The organism is Enterobacter sp. DSM 30060 (assembly GCF_013375955.1).
In the GTDB taxonomy this organism is placed as follows: Bacteria; Pseudomonadota; Gammaproteobacteria; order Enterobacterales; family Enterobacteriaceae; genus Enterobacter; species Enterobacter intestinihominis.
Genome location: NZ_CP056118.1, coordinates 3,726,393 through 3,741,795 on the forward strand (window position 1 = coordinate 3,726,393; position 15,403 = coordinate 3,741,795).

15 protein-coding genes, 2 tRNA genes and 1 pseudogene are annotated in these 15,403 nt (G+C 55.5%); 11 read left to right on the forward strand and 7 right to left on the reverse strand.

Annotation, left to right across the window (positions count from 1 at the left end):
• Window positions 1-11: 11 nt before the first annotated feature.
• The 7 genes and pseudogenes from tssF to HWQ15_RS17750 all read left to right on the forward strand — a co-directional run bounded on the left by tssF (window position 12) and on the right by HWQ15_RS17750 (window position 5,349).
• Entirely contained in the window at window positions 12-1,775 is a 1,764-nt protein-coding gene (gene tssF / locus HWQ15_RS17720; protein WP_063149317.1) for a type VI secretion system baseplate subunit TssF, read from the forward strand.
• Window positions 1,730-2,824 carry a type VI secretion system baseplate subunit TssG gene (tssG, locus tag HWQ15_RS17725; protein WP_074143609.1) on the forward strand — a complete coding sequence of 365 codons (1,095 nt, stop codon included), beginning with the start codon at window positions 1,730-1,732 and terminating at the stop codon, window positions 2,822-2,824. Before tssF ends, tssG begins: the two co-directional genes overlap by 46 nt.
• Window positions 2,805-3,329, forward strand: a complete 525-nt coding sequence (tssJ, locus tag HWQ15_RS17730; protein ID WP_176587439.1) for a type VI secretion system lipoprotein TssJ — start codon at window positions 2,805-2,807, stop codon at window positions 3,327-3,329. Before tssG ends, tssJ begins: the two co-directional genes overlap by 20 nt.
• Window positions 3,329-3,772 carry a type VI secretion system baseplate subunit TssE gene (gene tssE, locus HWQ15_RS17735; protein WP_038417027.1) on the forward strand — a complete coding sequence of 148 codons (444 nt, stop codon included), beginning with the start codon at window positions 3,329-3,331 and terminating at the stop codon, window positions 3,770-3,772. The genes tssJ and tssE overlap by 1 nt, the downstream gene beginning before the upstream one ends.
• A gap of 334 nt (window positions 3,773-4,106) precedes the next feature.
• The gene (locus tag HWQ15_RS17740) at window positions 4,107-4,502 is read left to right on the forward strand and encodes a hypothetical protein (protein ID WP_063928376.1); all 396 of its coding nucleotides are present in this window, start codon (window positions 4,107-4,109) and stop codon (window positions 4,500-4,502) included.
• Window positions 4,503-4,586: 84 nt separating this feature from the next.
• A pseudogene (locus HWQ15_RS17745) lies at window positions 4,587-4,706 on the forward strand (glycogen synthesis protein GlgS); the annotation flags it as partial.
• Between the two features lie 172 nt (window positions 4,707-4,878).
• Entirely contained in the window at window positions 4,879-5,349 is a 471-nt protein-coding gene (locus HWQ15_RS17750; protein ID WP_026080712.1) for an Hsp20 family protein, read from the forward strand.
• Between the two features lie 304 nt (window positions 5,350-5,653).
• On the opposite strand, the gene HWQ15_RS17755 is transcribed toward HWQ15_RS17750, so the two are convergent.
• The 3 genes from HWQ15_RS17755 to mdtK form a co-directional block, all read right to left on the reverse strand.
• Window positions 5,654-5,730, reverse strand: a tRNA-Val gene (locus HWQ15_RS17755).
• Between the two features lie 4 nt (window positions 5,731-5,734).
• A tRNA-Val gene (locus HWQ15_RS17760) sits at window positions 5,735-5,811 on the reverse strand.
• 153 nt (window positions 5,812-5,964) lie between these two features.
• Window positions 5,965-7,338: an MdtK family multidrug efflux MATE transporter gene (gene mdtK / locus HWQ15_RS17765; RefSeq protein WP_032622176.1), complete on the reverse strand. Its 1,374-nt coding sequence runs from the start codon at window positions 7,336-7,338 to the stop codon at window positions 5,965-5,967.
• A 225-nt stretch (window positions 7,339-7,563) separates the two neighbouring features.
• Here mdtK and HWQ15_RS17770 point away from each other — a divergent pair, with 225 nt between their 5' ends.
• On the forward strand, window positions 7,564-8,205 hold the full coding sequence (locus HWQ15_RS17770; protein WP_063216403.1) for a riboflavin synthase: 642 nt from the start codon (window positions 7,564-7,566) through the stop codon (window positions 8,203-8,205).
• Between the two features lie 30 nt (window positions 8,206-8,235).
• Here HWQ15_RS17770 and cfa read toward each other — a convergent pair whose 3' ends face one another.
• Entirely contained in the window at window positions 8,236-9,384 is a 1,149-nt protein-coding gene (cfa, locus tag HWQ15_RS17775; RefSeq protein WP_022647893.1) for a cyclopropane fatty acyl phospholipid synthase, read from the reverse strand.
• Window positions 9,385-9,682: 298 nt separating this feature from the next.
• Window positions 9,683-10,882, reverse strand: coding sequence for a purine nucleoside transporter PunC (punC, locus tag HWQ15_RS17780; protein ID WP_023306000.1), 1,200 nt, complete (start codon window positions 10,880-10,882; stop codon window positions 9,683-9,685).
• 112 nt (window positions 10,883-10,994) lie between these two features.
• Here punC and punR point away from each other — a divergent pair, with 112 nt between their 5' ends.
• Window positions 10,995-11,906: a DNA-binding transcriptional activator PunR gene (gene punR / locus HWQ15_RS17785; RefSeq protein ID WP_022647895.1), complete on the forward strand. Its 912-nt coding sequence runs from the start codon at window positions 10,995-10,997 to the stop codon at window positions 11,904-11,906.
• A 17-nt stretch (window positions 11,907-11,923) separates the two neighbouring features.
• On the opposite strand, the gene purR is transcribed toward punR, so the two are convergent.
• Complete coding sequence (gene purR, locus HWQ15_RS17790; RefSeq protein ID WP_006809011.1) at window positions 11,924-12,949, reverse strand: HTH-type transcriptional repressor PurR; 1,026 nt, start codon at window positions 12,947-12,949, stop codon at window positions 11,924-11,926.
• Between the two features lie 297 nt (window positions 12,950-13,246).
• Between purR and HWQ15_RS17795 the strand changes: the two genes are divergently transcribed.
• Both HWQ15_RS17795 and HWQ15_RS17800 read left to right on the forward strand, forming a co-directional pair.
• The gene (locus HWQ15_RS17795) at window positions 13,247-13,336 is read left to right on the forward strand and encodes a YnhF family membrane protein (protein WP_003857632.1); all 90 of its coding nucleotides are present in this window, start codon (window positions 13,247-13,249) and stop codon (window positions 13,334-13,336) included.
• Between the two features lie 160 nt (window positions 13,337-13,496).
• Entirely contained in the window at window positions 13,497-14,663 is a 1,167-nt protein-coding gene (locus HWQ15_RS17800; RefSeq protein ID WP_045622824.1) for an MFS transporter, read from the forward strand.
• A gap of 37 nt (window positions 14,664-14,700) precedes the next feature.
• Here the strand turns inward: HWQ15_RS17800 and sodB are convergent, their stop codons facing one another.
• The gene (sodB, locus tag HWQ15_RS17805) at window positions 14,701-15,282 is read right to left on the reverse strand and encodes a superoxide dismutase [Fe] (RefSeq protein ID WP_017693553.1); all 582 of its coding nucleotides are present in this window, start codon (window positions 15,280-15,282) and stop codon (window positions 14,701-14,703) included.
• Between the last annotated feature and the right edge of the window lie 121 nt (window positions 15,283-15,403).

The following is a 15,403-nucleotide window of genomic DNA, read 5'->3' on the forward strand; positions in this document are numbered from 1 at the left end:
GCCGGAAAATTATGGAAGATTTAACCCTGCGTTATTTTGACGCTGAAATGCGCTACCTGCGCGAGGCGGCGAAAGAGTTCGCGCAGACGCACCCCGACCGGGCGGCAATGCTCGACCTGGACAAGGCGGGCACACCTGACCCGTATGTTGAACGGCTGTTTGAGGGCTTCGCCTTCTCCATGGGACGTCTGCGCGAAAAGATAGATGACGACCTGCCGGAGTTGACCGAAAGTCTGGTGAGCATGCTGTGGCCGCACTACCTGCGTACCATCCCGTCCCTGTCGGTGGTGGTGCTGTCGCCGGATGTGCCGGCGATGAAAATGGCGGAAACGTTGTCCGCCGGGCTGGAAATCAGCTCCCGCCCGGTCGGTCCTAAAAACACTGTCTGCCGCTACCGCACCACCCGGGATCTGACGCTTAATCCGCTCGCGGTGGAGAAGGTCATTATGACCACGGAGCCTGACGGGCGTTCGCTCCTGCGGGTGCGTTTTGCCTGTAGTACGCAGGCGGACTGGCCGCAGACTGACCTCCGGCATCTGCCGTTGTATCTTGGCGAAGATAGGGTGACGGGCAGCAGCCTGCACCTCTGGCTGACAAAACGTCAGGCGGCGCTGTACATTCGCCTGCCGGGGCAGACGGAGCGGATCGCACTGGATGGTTATTTCTCGCCGGGCGGTTTTGCTGAGGAAGACCGGCTGTGGCCGAAGGGCGACAGCGCCTTCAGCGGTTACCAGTTGCTGCTGGAGTATTTCACCTTTCGCGAAAAGTTTATGTTCGTCCATCTTAACGGGCTGGAAAATATCACGCTCCCGGCGGGTACGGCGTACTTCGATATCGAGGTGGTGTTCAGCCAGGTATGGCAGAGCGATTTACCGGTAACAGACAGCAGCCTGCGCCTGCACTGCGTGCCGGTGATAAACCTGTTCACCCTGGAAGCTGACCCGCTGACCATTAGCGGGCTGGAGAGTGAATATCTGCTGCGCCCGAAACGTCTTCAGGACGGGCATACCGAGATTTACTCGGTGGACAGCGTCAACGGCTCCGGGCGTACCGGCGAAGCGCACTATGTGCCGTTCGCCAGTTTTCGCCATCAGGGCGGCATGATGCGTCGTCACGCACCGGAACGGTATTACCACACCCGCGTGAAGCGGGGCGTAACAGGTATGCACGATACCTGGCTGATACTGAGCGGCCAGCAGTGGGAAGCTGACCGGATGCTGGAGCGGGAAACGGTCTCGCTGCGCATCACTGGCACCAACGGCCAGTTACCGCGTCGGGCGTTGCAGAGCACGCTGCTGGACCGCTGTGAACAGGTCTATGACTCGCCCCTCACCGTGCGTAATCTGTGCAAGCCGACGCTGCCCGCATACCCGCCTGCGGAGGATCGCTTCCACTGGCGGGTGATGAGCCATCTGGGCTCCCGGTTTCTCAATATGATGAGCAGCGCTGAGGTGCTGCGCCGCACACTCTCGCTCTATAACTGGCGGGACGACGAGATGAACAACCGTCGCCTCGATGCCATCCTGGATGTCAGGCACCATCGCACTCAGCGCTTTGAGGACGGTTTTTTGCTGCGCGGGCTGGACGTGGAGGTGACGCTCGACAGCAATGGATTTACCGGAGAGGGCGATATCCATCTGTTTGGCGAACTGCTCAACCGTTTTTTTGCCCTGTATGCCGATATGAACCAGTTTAACCAGCTCACGCTGATTGTTCAGCCAGAAGGGAAATGTATCCGTTGGAAAGAGAATCACAGTCCGCGCCTGCCCGGCTGATGGCGCAGGTACGGCACCAGCTGCCGTATATGAATTTTTACCGCTTCTGCCAGCTGCTGGAACAGAGCCAGCCGGAGATGCCGGTGCCCGGCAGCGACTGGCGGGTGCGGCAGGAGCCGGTGCGTTTTCGCCCGCATCCGGGGATGGGGTTTCCGGCCGGTGAAATCCGGGGGATGGAAGACCCGGAACATCCGCACTTGCCGCCGTCGGTGCGCGTCACCTTTATGGGGCTGTACGGCGTGGAGTCGCCGCTGCCGACCCACTACACCGACGATATCGCTCAGCGACGGGAAGGGCACGACGCGACGCAGGATTTTCTGGATATTTTCAGTCACCGGCTGATTACCCAGTATTACCGCATCTGGCGAAAGTATTCGTACCCGGCCACCTTTCAGGCCGGAGGCGCTGACAACACGTCACAATACCTGCTGGGGCTGGCGGGGCTGGGGATACCCGGCTGCGCTCAGACAGCCGGTACGCCGCTGTCGCGATTTCTGGCGCTGCTGCCGGTGATGATGCTGCCGGGACGGACGGCGGAGGGGATGGCAGCTCTGGTGCGGCTGCTGGCGCCGGATACCCGCGCAACGGTGTACCACCACGACCGCTGCCGTATCCCGCTGAAGCAGCCGGTTGCGATGAGTACATGCCAGCTGGTCAGCCTGAAGCACCGACCGGTGATGGGCACGCACGCCACGGATGTGAACGGCCAGGTGCTGCTGCGTCTCTCCACCGACAACCCTGAAGAGGTCCGGGGCTGGCTGCCGGGCGGTGACCTGCATGCCGATCTGATGGCGCTGCTACACGTGTGGCTGGGCGCGCACCTGGATGTACGGATGCAGTTATGCGTTGCCCGACATTTGCTGCCGGATGCGCGGCTGTCCTGCAATGCGGAACAGACCGCGCAGGTCGGGCGCACGGCGGTGCTGCGTCCACTTAATGCGCAACAGAACAGAAACAACATTATCACCATTCACCTGGGACGCTTTCAGCGCGTCCGGGAAAACATTCAGCGAAGGAAGAACGATGAAGATGGCGATTACCGCTGGTAAGACTCTGGCTCTCACGCTGGCGACCCTGTTAACCGGCTGCGGGCTGACGCAGAAAGTGACGGACGGCACCGTCGCCGTCACGAAGTCCATTTTTTACAGACAGGTGAAAACCCTGCATCTGGATATTCAGACGCGCGAAGGGGTGAACAACAACGCGAAAGGGGCGTCGCTGGCAACGGTGGTGCGTATTTACCAGCTTAAAGAGCGTAAGGCGTTTGACAGTACTGATTATCCGTCACTGTTCGCCAGTGACAGTCAGGCTATTAAAGCCGACCTGGTGGCGGAAAAGGATATTCGCCTGCGCCCTGGCGAATCGGTGACGCTGGATATGCCGATGGAAGAGAGCGCGCAGGTTGTGGCGGTGGCGGGGATGTTTATGGCACCGGATCAGGTAAACGATACCTGGCGTATTACCCTGACCCGTGACGACCTTGACCCGGATAAGGCGCGGGTTATTGAAGTCAGTAATAACCGCCTGACGCTGAAACCGCTGGAGGGGGAATGATGCCGCGTCCGTCCCTGTATGACATGCTGTACGGCAACTTCGCCGGCGGGCTTGACCTGCACAGCGTAAGCGAGGAGAACCAGCTGATTATGTCGGTGCTGGATAACATGCAGCGTATCCTCAACTGTCGCGCCGGTACGCTGACCCACCTGCCGGACTACGGCCTGCCGGATATGACAAAAATCCTCCAGGGAATGCCCGGGACCGCCCACCAGCTGATTACCACACTGTCGGCCGTGCTGCTGAAATATGAGCCGCGCCTGAGCCGGATTAACGTGGTGATGCAGGAACAGATTCAGCCCGGAGAACTCCGCTACGCCATTGATGCGGAGCTGAAGGGGGTGGGGCTGGTGCGCTACGGCACGGAATTTATGCCCGAGGGCAGGGTATTAATCCGTCATCTGAAACAACAGCAGTATCTGGATAATACCGCCAGAGTGTGAGCCAATTTTGAAATTCAGCACGCATAACCACCTCCGCATCTTTTACCGACATCGCAAGGATGCCTATTGCAGAGTTTCGCCTGCGAAAATATCCACTTCAGGTAAATTGGGCGGGCAGGCAACATGAACGACCGGACATTTATTTTATCCTGGTCAGAAAAGATACATTAAAGAGTTATTTTTCAGTGGATTGATTTAGCACTTGTGCTGTGGCGGGTACTGAAATATTAATAATTTATTTCTTAGCCGTGAATCATTACATTTTATCTGGCAAAAAGGTCAATGGCTGAGGGGATATACCCTGAGTATGATGACGTCAATCATGGATACAGATATGAAAATGAAAATTTTCCTTCTTACGGTCAGTGTACTTTTTAACATGCAGGCTGATGCCGCCCGTGGAAGACAGCCCTGCTCTGGCTCAAAAGGTGGCATAGCACACTGTACATCGGATGGCCGTTTTGTCTGCAATGACGGAAGTCTGAGTCAGTCGAAGCGATTCTGTTCAGGTTATGGTGCCTCCGAACTGCCGCGGCAGGTAAAACCCTCGCCCTCCGCCAGGAAAGTGCAGACGAAAAAGAGAATAGCCGTGAAAGGCCAGGAGCAGCGTGTTGTAGATAACAATGCGCAGTTCGATACACAACCGCGGCAACCTACATGCGCCCCTCTCTATATGGCCAACAAGCCCGGATTCACCCATTTACCCATTTGTTCAGGAAATCAGTATTAATCCGCCAGTGAAAACGTTCTTTGTCTGTTATTCGAACTGATAAGACGCTTGCAGGTGGAAACCCACCTGAACGCGCTGGGCCAGCCAGTTGATATCGATGCCGTGACCGGCAATATGAGTTATGAACAGCAGGCATGGTTCCGGGAGCGATACGACCACTACCGAAAGCAGGCTGAGCGGGCGAGAGTAATAGAACTGCGATGATGTAACGAACAACGGGCTTAACGGCCCGTTGCGTTTTTTAGGTTCCAGCTACATTTTGCAGGCTCCTGAGGTTGAAATATTGTGCGGTAACCTCATATAGAAAGCGGGTAAGGAATACCTGCCCGTAAGACATGAACTTTTTGAATATTCTTTTTTACTGTTCAGGAGGTACATGATGACTCTAAGAGCTTTTCCCATGTTGAACGATCTCTCCGACTCTCTGTTTGCGGACCGTTTTAACCGTATCGATCGCCTTTTTAGCCAGCTAACCGGCAGTACGCCGTTGCCCTCCACGCCTTCTTACAATATCCGGCGGGTGGGTGATAACCGCTATGAACTGACGCTCAGCGTGCCGGGCTGGAAAGAGAGCGAACTGGAAATTGAAACCGTTGGCGGTCAGCTGAATATCAGCGGTAAACGTGAAGAGGAGAAAACCGAAAACGGTGAAGAAGGGTGGATCCATCGGGGTATCAGCCGCAGCGACTTCCGGGCCAGCTATAGTCTGCCGGAACATGTGAAAGTAACCGGCGCTTCGCTGGAAAACGGCTTGCTGGCGATTGAATTACACCAGGATATTCCGGAAGAAGAGAAACCGCAGCGAATCGCCATCAACAACAACCCGGCGATTGAACATAAGCCGTAATCGTTGACTGATGTTGTTTTCACGCCCGGCAAACGCCGGGCGTTTTGCTAACCTGATGGGGCGCTTTTCTGGCTACTGGCTATTTAAGTCGCGAATGCTGTAACGGTTTCTTGCTGCTGCACCAGGACCGCCTCCAGCTCCATTTTTTGAAGTCGTCAATGCTTTGCCTGGACGGATAAAAAATGTCTTATGCCATTCCGCTCTTTCGCGGCACGCGCGGGCTGGAGGTCACTTTCGATGTGCTTAAAAGGTTTGCTGCCCCTGCACGAGGCTGAACGGGAATGAAATGTGCGAGGAAACTGATTGGTGCGTCTGAATGGACTCGAACCATCGACCCCCACCATGTCAAGGTGGTGCTCTAACCAACTGAGCTACAGACGCATAATGGTGCGTTCAATTGGACTCGAACCAACGACCCCCACCATGTCAAGGTGGTGCTCTAACCAACTGAGCTATGAACGCATTGTGTTGTCGGTGACAACGGGGACGAATATTAGCGGCACAGCCCCAAGGTGGCAAGAGGGAAAATGCATTTTTCTCTCTGATTTCACGCGATTGCTTCATTACCGCGCAAAGTGAAGAGAAAGTAGCCGCCAGCCGGCGGCTACTGTGTCATTAACGCGCAGCGCGTTGCAAAATTACCGCAGACGACTGACGTTGCAGGAAGCGCATGCGCAGCATCATCATAATGGCTGCAGACGTTAAGCCGATGATAAAGCCCATCCAGAATCCGGCTGGCCCCATGCGATCCACCACCAGATCCGTGAGCGCCAGAATATACCCACTCGGCAGGCCCAGAACCCAGTAAGCGATAAAGGTGATAAAGAAGATGGAACGCGTATCTTTATACCCACGCAGCACGCCGCTGCCAATTACCTGGATGGAGTCAGAGATCTGGTAAATGGCCGCCAGCAGCATCAGGTGCGAGGCCAGAGTCACTACTTCCGGGTTGTCGTTATAGAGCAGGGCAATTTGCTCACGCAACAGCACGGTAAAGAGCGCGGTACAGACTGCCATGCAGACGCCGACGCCCAGCCCGGTGCGGGCTGCCGTTTGCGCATCCAGCGTCGAGCCTTGCCCCAGACGGAAGCCCACACGAATCGTCACCGCAGCAGCAAGGGACATCGGCAGGACGAACATCAAAGAGCTGAAGTTCAGGGCGATCTGGTGGCCTGCCACGTCAATAATCCCTAACGGCGAGACCAGCAGGGCGACAACGGCAAACAGCGTCACTTCAAAGAACAGCGCCAGCGCAATGGGCAGACCCAGTTGGGTAAGGCGGCTCATCATCGACCAGTCAGGCGTGCTAAAGGCGGTGTCGTTACGAATGTCGCGCATGGATCGCGCATGTTTAACGTAGGTGAGCATACAGCCGAACATCACCCAGTACACCGCAGCCGTCGCCACGCCACAACCCACGCCGCCGAGTTCCGGCATGCCAAAATGACCGTAGATGAAGATGTAGTTCACGGGAATGTTCACCAGCAAGCCGATAAAGCCCATCACCATGCCCGGCTTGGTTTTTGCCAGCCCTTCACACTGGTTACGAGCCACCTGGAAGAAGAGATAACCGGGCGCGCCCCAGAGCAAGGCGCGCAGATAACCGACTGCTTTATCTGCCAGCGCCGGGTCGATATTATGCATGGCGCGAATAATATACCCGGCGTTCCACAGGACGATCATAATCAGGACGGAGACACCCCCGGCCAGCCAGAAGCCCTGGCGCACCTGATGGGCTACGCGGTCGCGTCGACCGGAGCCGTTAAGCTGCGCGATAACGGGCGTCAGCGCCAGCAGCAGGCCGTGACCAAACAGAATGGCCGGGAGCCAGATTGAGGTTCCGATCGCCACGGCGGCCATATCGGTGGCGCTGTAACCACCGGCCATTACCGTATCCACAAATCCCATTGCGGTTTGGGCTACCTGCGCGACGATCACCGGTATGGCCAGTGCCAATAACTGACGCGCTTCGATCATATACTTCTGCACGTGTACACCTTTGTATTGTAGTTATTTGAGAGACTAAAAAGGCCGCCGTTACTGGCAGCAAGAAGAAAAAACAGAGGGATGCCAGCTATTGTAGCGGGGTTTAACTAATTATCTAGTGAAAAAATCGCCAGAAATTGCGCATCACTGGCAACCTGTTTTTTCAACTGTTATTGTGGTGGGATTATACGGTGTCATCGCCGTTCGGAATGAACAGGAGCTGTAAGCATGTTTACTGGTATTGTGCAGGGCACTGCCAAAGTGGTGTCCATTGATGAAAAACCGAATTTCCGCACTCACGTAGTTGAGCTGCCTGAATATATGCTCGACGGCATTGAAACCGGGGCGTCGATAGCGCATAACGGCTGCTGCCTGACGGTGACCGAAATTAACGGTAACCAGATAAGCTTTGATTTAATGAAAGAGACGCTGCGCATCACTAACCTGGGTGAGCTGGTGGTGGGGGATACCGTCAACGTTGAACGTGCGGCGAAATTCAGCGATGAGATTGGCGGGCATCTGATGTCCGGCCATATTATGACCACTGCAGAAGTGGCGAAAATCGTGACCTCGGAAAATAACCGTCAAATCTGGTTTAAGGTGCAGGATCCGTCATTAATGAAATACATCCTTTATAGAGGATTTATTGGCATCGATGGGATTAGTCTGACCGTCGGTGAAGTGACGCCAACGCGTTTTTGCGTGCATTTAATTCCTGAAACGCTGCAACGTACTACGCTTGGCGCAAAAAAACTGGGGCAGCGCGTAAATATCGAAATTGATCCGCAGACCCAGGCGGTCGTGGATACCGTTGAGCGCGTGCTGGCGGCGAAAGAGGCGGCGATAATAAAGGCCGTGGAAGAAGAATAAAAAATAACCCCGGTTACCCGGGGTTATTTTTCAGCGGGCCACGCGCAGGCCGTGCTCAATCCCACGACTAAACACCACCTGCCACAGCTGTATATCCCGCGCGCGGAACGCACCCGCGCAGGCATTCAGATAATAGCTAAACATCCGTTTGAATCGTTCCGAATAGTTGTCGGCGATTTCAGGCCATGCAGCCTGGAAACGTTCATGCCAGGCCATCAGCGTGGTGTCGTAATCTGCGCCGAAGTTATGCCAGTCTTCCACAATAAAATGCGGTTCGCTGGCGTTCGCTATCTGGCGAACAGAGGGTAAACAACCATTCGGGAAGATATATTTGTTGATCCAGGGATCCACATTGTTATCGGTGCGTTTAGAGCCGATGGTGTGTAGCAGGAAAATTCCGTCAGGCTTCAGGTTATGGTCGGCGACGTCGAAATAAGTCTTGTAGTTCTTTGGCCCCACGTGCTCGAACATACCCACGGAAACAATCCGATCGAACTGCTCATTCAGGTCGCGGTAATCCTGAAGCCGAATATCGACATCCAGACCCAGACACCGTTCCTGTGCCATCTTCTGCTGTTCAGCTGAAATCGTGACGCCGACTACGCTGACACCGTAATGTTTCGCCATAAACCAGGCAAGGCCGCCCCAACCACAGCCGATGTCCAGCACGCGCATGCCGGGCTGCAACTGCAACTTATCGCAAATCAGCTGTAGCTTATCCTGCTGCGCCTCTTCCAGGGTTGTCGCTTTTTTCCAGTATCCGCAGGAGTACTGCATTAACGGGTCGAGCATACGGCTGAACAGATCGTTGCCCAGGTCATAATGCTCTTTACCGACGATCCACGCGCGCTTTTTACTTTGCAGATTGAACAGGCGGGCGGAAGCGATACGTAACGTATCTTTGAAATGACGAGGGAGCTGATTTTCAAGACCGGCGCGTAAAACGCTGGAGAAGAACATATCCAGCCGCTCACACTCCCACCAGCCGTCCATATAGCTTTCACCCAGCCCTAACGATCCCTCCTGTAACACGCGTTTGAAAAAATCGGGATGTTTAATCTGGGGATCGGAGGGGGATGAGCCATTAATCGTAATGCCCGCACGTCCCAACAGTTCACTGACGATCCGGGACCAGTTATCGTCCGGAACGCTGACTTCTTCTATACACGATGAACTCATAGCTTCTCCATCACCTTGCTGTGATCAGAACCTTAAAACAGCGTAGACGCTTTTTTGGTTTGTGAGAAATCTCACGGTAAATGCCCGCGAGGCTAATATCCGACGTAGAACAGAGGAAGGGAGATAACCCTTGCCGAAATGCCTTCCATGGTAAAACGGGAGCGCTCCGGCTCCCGTTAACACTTAATATTTATCGTATTTAATCGAACCAAATTCAGTATAGGCCGCAAAATTTGGTGATTCAACAGAAAATTGTTAGCAACCTAATCACTGGTTTTTAACATAGTTTCCCGCGTAATCAGGCGTGCGACGTTTCTGTCTGCGCGTTTTCACTCTGCTCGCGATGGGCGGAGGACTGCATGCGATAACCCAATCCTGCCAGCACAACGGTGACCAGCATCACGCTGGTGGTGGTGAGCAGCGGGGTTGCAATCAACGCAGAGACCACGAGACTTGCCAGGAAGCACAGGCCAAGTTGCAGGGTATTTTGCAGCGCGGCAGCGCGGCCTGTCGCCTGCGGGAATGGACGCAGCGCCTGGGCTACAACGATAGGGTAGATGGCCCCGTTAGCGATCGCCATGACGCAGAACGGAATCAAAATTTCTGCAAGCCCGGCGCCGGGAATAAAGCCGACAGCCCAGGTCGCAATCACGCTTAGCGCATACAGCACCAGCAGCCAGGGCAGCATCTGCTGGCCTTCCCATTTTTGCAGCGCGGCGCGACAGCCATAGCCACCCACCAGGAAGGCGATGGTCTGTGGTATATAGCTCAGGCCGATAGCCGCCGGGCTGTAGCCCATGTCATGCAAAATGAACGGCGAACCGGTCAGCCAGGCAAAGAAGCTGGCAGAGCAGGCGGCATAAATCAGCACGTTACCGCGATAGGCTTTCGACCGCAGTAAAGAGGTAAAGGTGATGGGCTTCGCGTCCGGATGCGTCTCTTTTTTATGCGCAGGTTTAAGCCCGAACGCGGGCAGCATCAGGACCAGCGTGATCGCAAAGAGCGTGGCGAAAATGGCCTGCCAGTCGAAATGCGCCAGGATCCAGCTGCCCAGTAACGGGGCGAGTGCCGGAGACAGGCCGACCAGCGGCATGATGGTGGCGAAAATGCGGTTAGTGCGTGAGGCGGAGTAGTAATCGGTCACCAGCGCCTGCCAGGTGACCGCTGCGGCACAGACGCCGACCGCCTGAATAAAGCGCAACACCAATAACCAGGCGGCATCGCGGACCCACAGCATGCCCAGACAGCCTACGGCAAAAATCGCCAGTCCCAGCAACAGAACGGGCTTACGGCCAAAACGATCAGAGAGCGGTCCCCAGAGTAGTTGCGCAAAAGCAAAACCTGCAAGGAATAAACTCAAACTGGCGCTGATGGCGGCGGCAGGAGTTTGCAAATCTTCCTGCATCGCGGCGAAGGCGGGCAGATACATGTCGGTCGCCAAAAAGCCCAGCACGCTTAAGCCGCCGAGCCAGACTAAAAATCCTTTCCTGGGTTGCACTTTTTTTCTCCTGAGGAGGCAGGTGTACGTTGGCGCAGAGTGTAGGGAGTGCAAAGCGGCTTGTGAAACGCTAATATTTGGTGGGTGCATTCAAAAAATTTGCAGGCTAAAGATGTGGTCAGATTATTCCCTTGAAGTGGTTGATGCCGTGGCGCGTAACGGCAGCTTTACTGGTGCCGCCCAGGAGTTGCACCGCGTTCCCTCGGCTATCAGCTATACGGTGCGCCAGCTGGAAGCGTGGCTGGCAGTCCCGCTGTTCGAGCGGCGTCATCGCGACGTGGAGCTCACGCCTGCCGGCGCGTGGTTTTTGAAGGAAGGCCGGTCTGTTATCAAAAAAATGCAGATCACCCGTGAGCAGTGCCAGCAGATCGCCAACGGCTGGCGCGGACATCTCGCTATCGCGGTGGATAACATCGTTAAGCCGGAGCGGACCCGGCAGATGATCGTCGATTTCTATCGTCATTTTTCCGACGTCGAACTGCGTGTGTCGCAGGAAGTGTTCAACGGCGTATGGGATGCGCTGGCGGACGGCAGGGCGGAGATGGCGATTGGTGCAACCCAGGCGATCCCGGTTGGCGGGCGCTACGCGTTTCGCGACATGGGCATGCTGAGCTGGACCTGCGTGGTCGCGCGCGATCACCCGCTGGCGGCGCTGGACGGGCCGCTGAGTGATGACACCTTACGCAACTGGCCCTCGCTGGTGCTGGAAGATACCTCCCGCTCGCTGCCCAAGCGCATTACCTGGCTGCTGGATAATCAGCGCCGCGTGGTTGCGCCGGACTGGGAGTCGTCAGCCACCTGTCTGAGCGCGGGGCTGTGCGTTGGCATGGTGCCGGTGCATTTTGCGCGCCCGCGCATCGACGCGGGAGAGTGGGTGGCTCTGACGCTGGAAAACCCTTTCCCGGATGCTGCATGCTGTCTGACGTGGCAGCAAAACGACGTCTCGCCCGCCATGGCCTGGCTGCTGGATTATCTGGGAGACAGCGAAACGCTGAACCGGGAGTGGTTGCGGGGACCAGCGTAGCTGGCCCCATAAAGAGATTAACGTCGGTAGTCGCGGAACGGACCGTCGGCAACGGAACGGCGTTCAATCAGGCGCGGGTGGACCTCAATGGACTGGGACTGTTCTCGCTTGTTGACGATCCTGTCCATCAGCATATTGAAGGCCGTTTCACCCAGCGAATCTTTCGGCTGGTGAATGGTGGTCAGCGCCGGGGTAAAGAAACGGGCGTTGCGAACGTTATCATAGCCGATCACCGAGATGTCCTGCGGAACGCGCAGGCCGAGTTCATCCGCCGCGCAGAGCGCGCCCATTGCCATGATATCGCCGCCGCAGAACACAGCGGTAGGGCGATGCGGCTGGGAGACGATCTGCTGCATGGCGCGATAGCCCGACTCCGGCTCGAAGTCGCCCTGAACAATCCAGTTTTCCGGCACGGTGATCAGCGCCTCTTCCATCGCTTTCATGAAACCGGCCAGACGGCCAGCACCGGTGTTACGCTCCAGCGGGCCCGGGATCACGCCAATTTCACGATGCCCGCGTTCTACCAGATAACGCCCGGCCATGTAGCCGCCTTCAAAGGCGTTATCAATAACAGAGTCGGTGAAGTCTGCGCGCGCCTCGCCCCAGTCCATCACTACCATCGGAATGTGGCGATACTCTTCCAGCATGGAAAGCACCGACTCAGGGTATTCAGAACACATGACCAGCAGGCCGTCGACGCGCTTTTGCGCCATCATCGACAGGTAAGCGCGCTGTTTTTCAATGTTGTTCCACGCGTTGCCCAGAATCAGGGTATAGCCTTTCTGAAAGCAGTTTTTTTCAACGGCTTCGATGATTTCAGCAAAGTAAGCCGCTTCACTGCTGGTGGCCAGCAGGCCAATCGATTTGGTGTGATTAACCTTCAGGCTACGGGCGACCGCACTTGGCGAGTAGTGCAGTTCTTTGATTGCCGCCCAAACGGCATTACGCGTCTCTTCTGCGACGAAACGCGTTTTGTTAATAACATGTGATACGGTTGTAGTGGAAACGTTTGCGCGTTTTGCTACGTCTTTAATTGTTGCCATTAAATGTCACTCCAGACCATATCCTAAGCTCCTGAAAAAAATGAAGGTAAACGTTTGCCTTCTCTCACCCTTATTACGCAAACATGAGTTGCGACACGCCGGGAAAACGACACAGGACGTCAGGAGGGGGTCAGTGGCCGGTACGCTAATAAATTTAGCGTGGAATTTTGTCCTATCTTGATGAAAAGGGGAAGAGGTAAAGTGGATATCCGTTTAAATCCTGGAAGATTTTTGACCTGAACTGTGTAAAAATGAGCAAGCTCACTTTTCGTAGGGTGAATAAAAGGAGAAAAATTGATGAGTACCGATCTGAAGTTTTCGCTGTTTACCACCATTGTTGTTCTTGCCCTGATTGTTGCGGGTGGTTTAACCGCTGCGCTGCACTGATTTAGGTGGAGGGAGAGTCTTCTCCCTCCCTTGCCGCTATTGTTACCTCTCCGGCAAAAATCTTTTGCCAAAATGTTAACTTCTCATTTTTTGTGATTGATGTCATGCTTTTGCCTTCTTAGTCTGTGCCGGGTAACGGCACGGTATCCGGAGTCTTTTCATGAAAATCAATTTTCCCCTGCTGGCCCTGGCGATTGGCGCTTTTGGGATTGGCACCACTGAATTCTCCCCGATGGGGTTATTGCCTGTTATCGCCCGGGGTGTGGACGTCTCTATCCCTGCGGCCGGTATGTTGATTAGCGCCTATGCGATCGGCGTGATGGTGGGCGCACCGCTGATGACGCTGCTGCTTTCGCACCGCGCGCGACGCAATGCGCTGATTTTCCTGATGGCAATTTTTACTCTCGGAAATGTGCTTTCCGCGATTTCGCCGGATTACACCACGCTGATGCTTTCCCGTATTCTGACCAGCCTGAACCACGGCGCTTTCTTCGGGCTGGGCTCGGTTGTTGCAGCAAGCGTAGTGCCAAAACATAAGCAGGCCAGCGCGGTAGCCACTATGTTTATGGGCCTCACCATCGCTAATATCGGCGGCGTTCCCGCTGCCACCTGGCTGGGAGAAGCCATCGGCTGGCGTATGTCTTTCCTCGCAACCGCCGGACTGGGCGTGGTCGCGATGGTCGCGCTGTTCTTCTCGCTGCCCAAAGGGAGTGCCGGTGAGCGTCCGGAAGTACGTAAAGAGCTGGCGGTGCTGATGCGTCCTCAGGTGTTGTCCGCGCTGCTCACCACGGTGCTGGGGGCAGGGGCGATGTTTACGCTCTACACCTATATCTCCCCGGTGCTGCACGACATTACCCACGCAACGCCACTCTTTGTTACCGCGATGCTGGTGCTGATTGGTGTCGGGTTCTCGATTGGCAACTATCTCGGCGGGAAATTTGCCGACCGCTCCGTCAGCGGGACGCTGAAAGGTTTTTTAACGCTGCTGATTGTCATCATGGTGGCGATCCCGTGGCTGGCGCGTAACGAAGTGGGCGCCGCGGTTGCCATGGTGGTGTGGGGCGCCGCAACCTTTGCCGTGGTGCCGCCGTTGCAGATGCGCGTGATGCGTGTTGCGCATGAGGCGCCGGGGCTCTCATCATCCGTGAATATCGGTGCGTTTAACCTGGGAAATGCGCTGGGAGCCGCAGCGGGCGGGGCGGTGATTTCCGGTGGTTTAGGTTACAGCTTTGTGCCGGTGATGGGGGCGATCATCGCCGCACTCGGCTTGCTGCTGGTGTTGATGTCCGGGCGTAAACAGCCAGAAGCGGTGTGTACGGCGGAATAAATAAAAACGCAGAAGGGTTGCCCCTTCTGCGTGTCCCTTATGCGGCGAAGTTCTTCGCAACAAATTCCCAGTTAACCAGTGCCCAGAAATGTTCCAGGTAGTTCGGGCGCGCATTACGGTAATCAATGTAATAGGCGTGTTCCCATACGTCCACGGTCATCAGCGGCGTTGCGCTGGTGGTCAGAGGGGTACCCGCATTAGAAGTGGAAACGATAGCCAGTTTGCCATCAGCCTCTTTTACCAGCCAGGTCCAGCCGGAGCCAAAGTTTTTAACGGCTGCGTCAGTAAATTTAGCTTTGAAATCCGCGAAACTGCCGAACGCGGCGTTAATCGCTGCGGCCAGCTCACCGGTAGGTTCTCCGCCTGCATTTGGAGCCAGGCAGTGCCAGTAGAAGGTGTGGTTCCACACCTGAGCGGCGTTGTTGAATACGCCACCGTCTGAACTGCGCACAATCTCTTCCAGCGTTTTGCCTTCAAAATCGGTGCCCTTGATCAGGTTATTCAGGTTGGTGACATAGGTCTGGTGATGCTTGCCGTAATGGTACTCCAGGGTTTCCGCAGAAATGTGCGGAGCCAGGGCGTCTTTTGCATACGGTAGTGCAGGTAATTCGAACGACATTGCTACTCTCCTTATAGTTTTATACGTTGCCAATAACCCTACAGACAACAAGGACAGAATAGCAAATTGAAAGGGTATGCAAAAGAGGAACTTACCCCGCCACGGAGGCGGCAGGGCAGGG

Bases quoted from the DNA above. Each gene is read 5' to 3' on its own strand.
- HWQ15_RS17770 (WP_063216403.1), top strand. From the start codon at position 7,564: ATGTTTACTGGTATTGTGCAGGGCACTGCCAAAGTGGTGTCCATTGAT.
- sodB (WP_017693553.1), bottom strand. From the start codon at position 15,282: ATGTCGTTCGAATTACCTGCACTACCGTATGCAAAAGACGCCCTGGCT.
- HWQ15_RS17800 (WP_045622824.1), top strand. From the start codon at position 13,497: ATGAAAATCAATTTTCCCCTGCTGGCCCTGGCGATTGGCGCTTTTGGG.
- punR (WP_022647895.1), top strand. From the start codon at position 10,995: ATGTGGTCAGATTATTCCCTTGAAGTGGTTGATGCCGTGGCGCGTAAC.
- tssJ (WP_176587439.1), top strand. From the start codon at position 2,805: ATGGCGATTACCGCTGGTAAGACTCTGGCTCTCACGCTGGCGACCCTG.
- cfa (WP_022647893.1), bottom strand. From the start codon at position 9,384: ATGAGTTCATCGTGTATAGAAGAAGTCAGCGTTCCGGACGATAACTGG.
- tssF (WP_063149317.1), top strand. From the start codon at position 12: ATGGAAGATTTAACCCTGCGTTATTTTGACGCTGAAATGCGCTACCTG.
- purR (WP_006809011.1), bottom strand. From the start codon at position 12,949: ATGGCAACAATTAAAGACGTAGCAAAACGCGCAAACGTTTCCACTACA.
- HWQ15_RS17795 (WP_003857632.1), top strand. From the start codon at position 13,247: ATGAGTACCGATCTGAAGTTTTCGCTGTTTACCACCATTGTTGTTCTT.
- HWQ15_RS17750 (WP_026080712.1), top strand. From the start codon at position 4,879: ATGATGACTCTAAGAGCTTTTCCCATGTTGAACGATCTCTCCGACTCT.
- HWQ15_RS17740 (WP_063928376.1), top strand. From the start codon at position 4,107: ATGAAAATGAAAATTTTCCTTCTTACGGTCAGTGTACTTTTTAACATG.
- tssE (WP_038417027.1), top strand. From the start codon at position 3,329: ATGCCGCGTCCGTCCCTGTATGACATGCTGTACGGCAACTTCGCCGGC.
- tssG (WP_074143609.1), top strand. From the start codon at position 1,730: ATGTATCCGTTGGAAAGAGAATCACAGTCCGCGCCTGCCCGGCTGATG.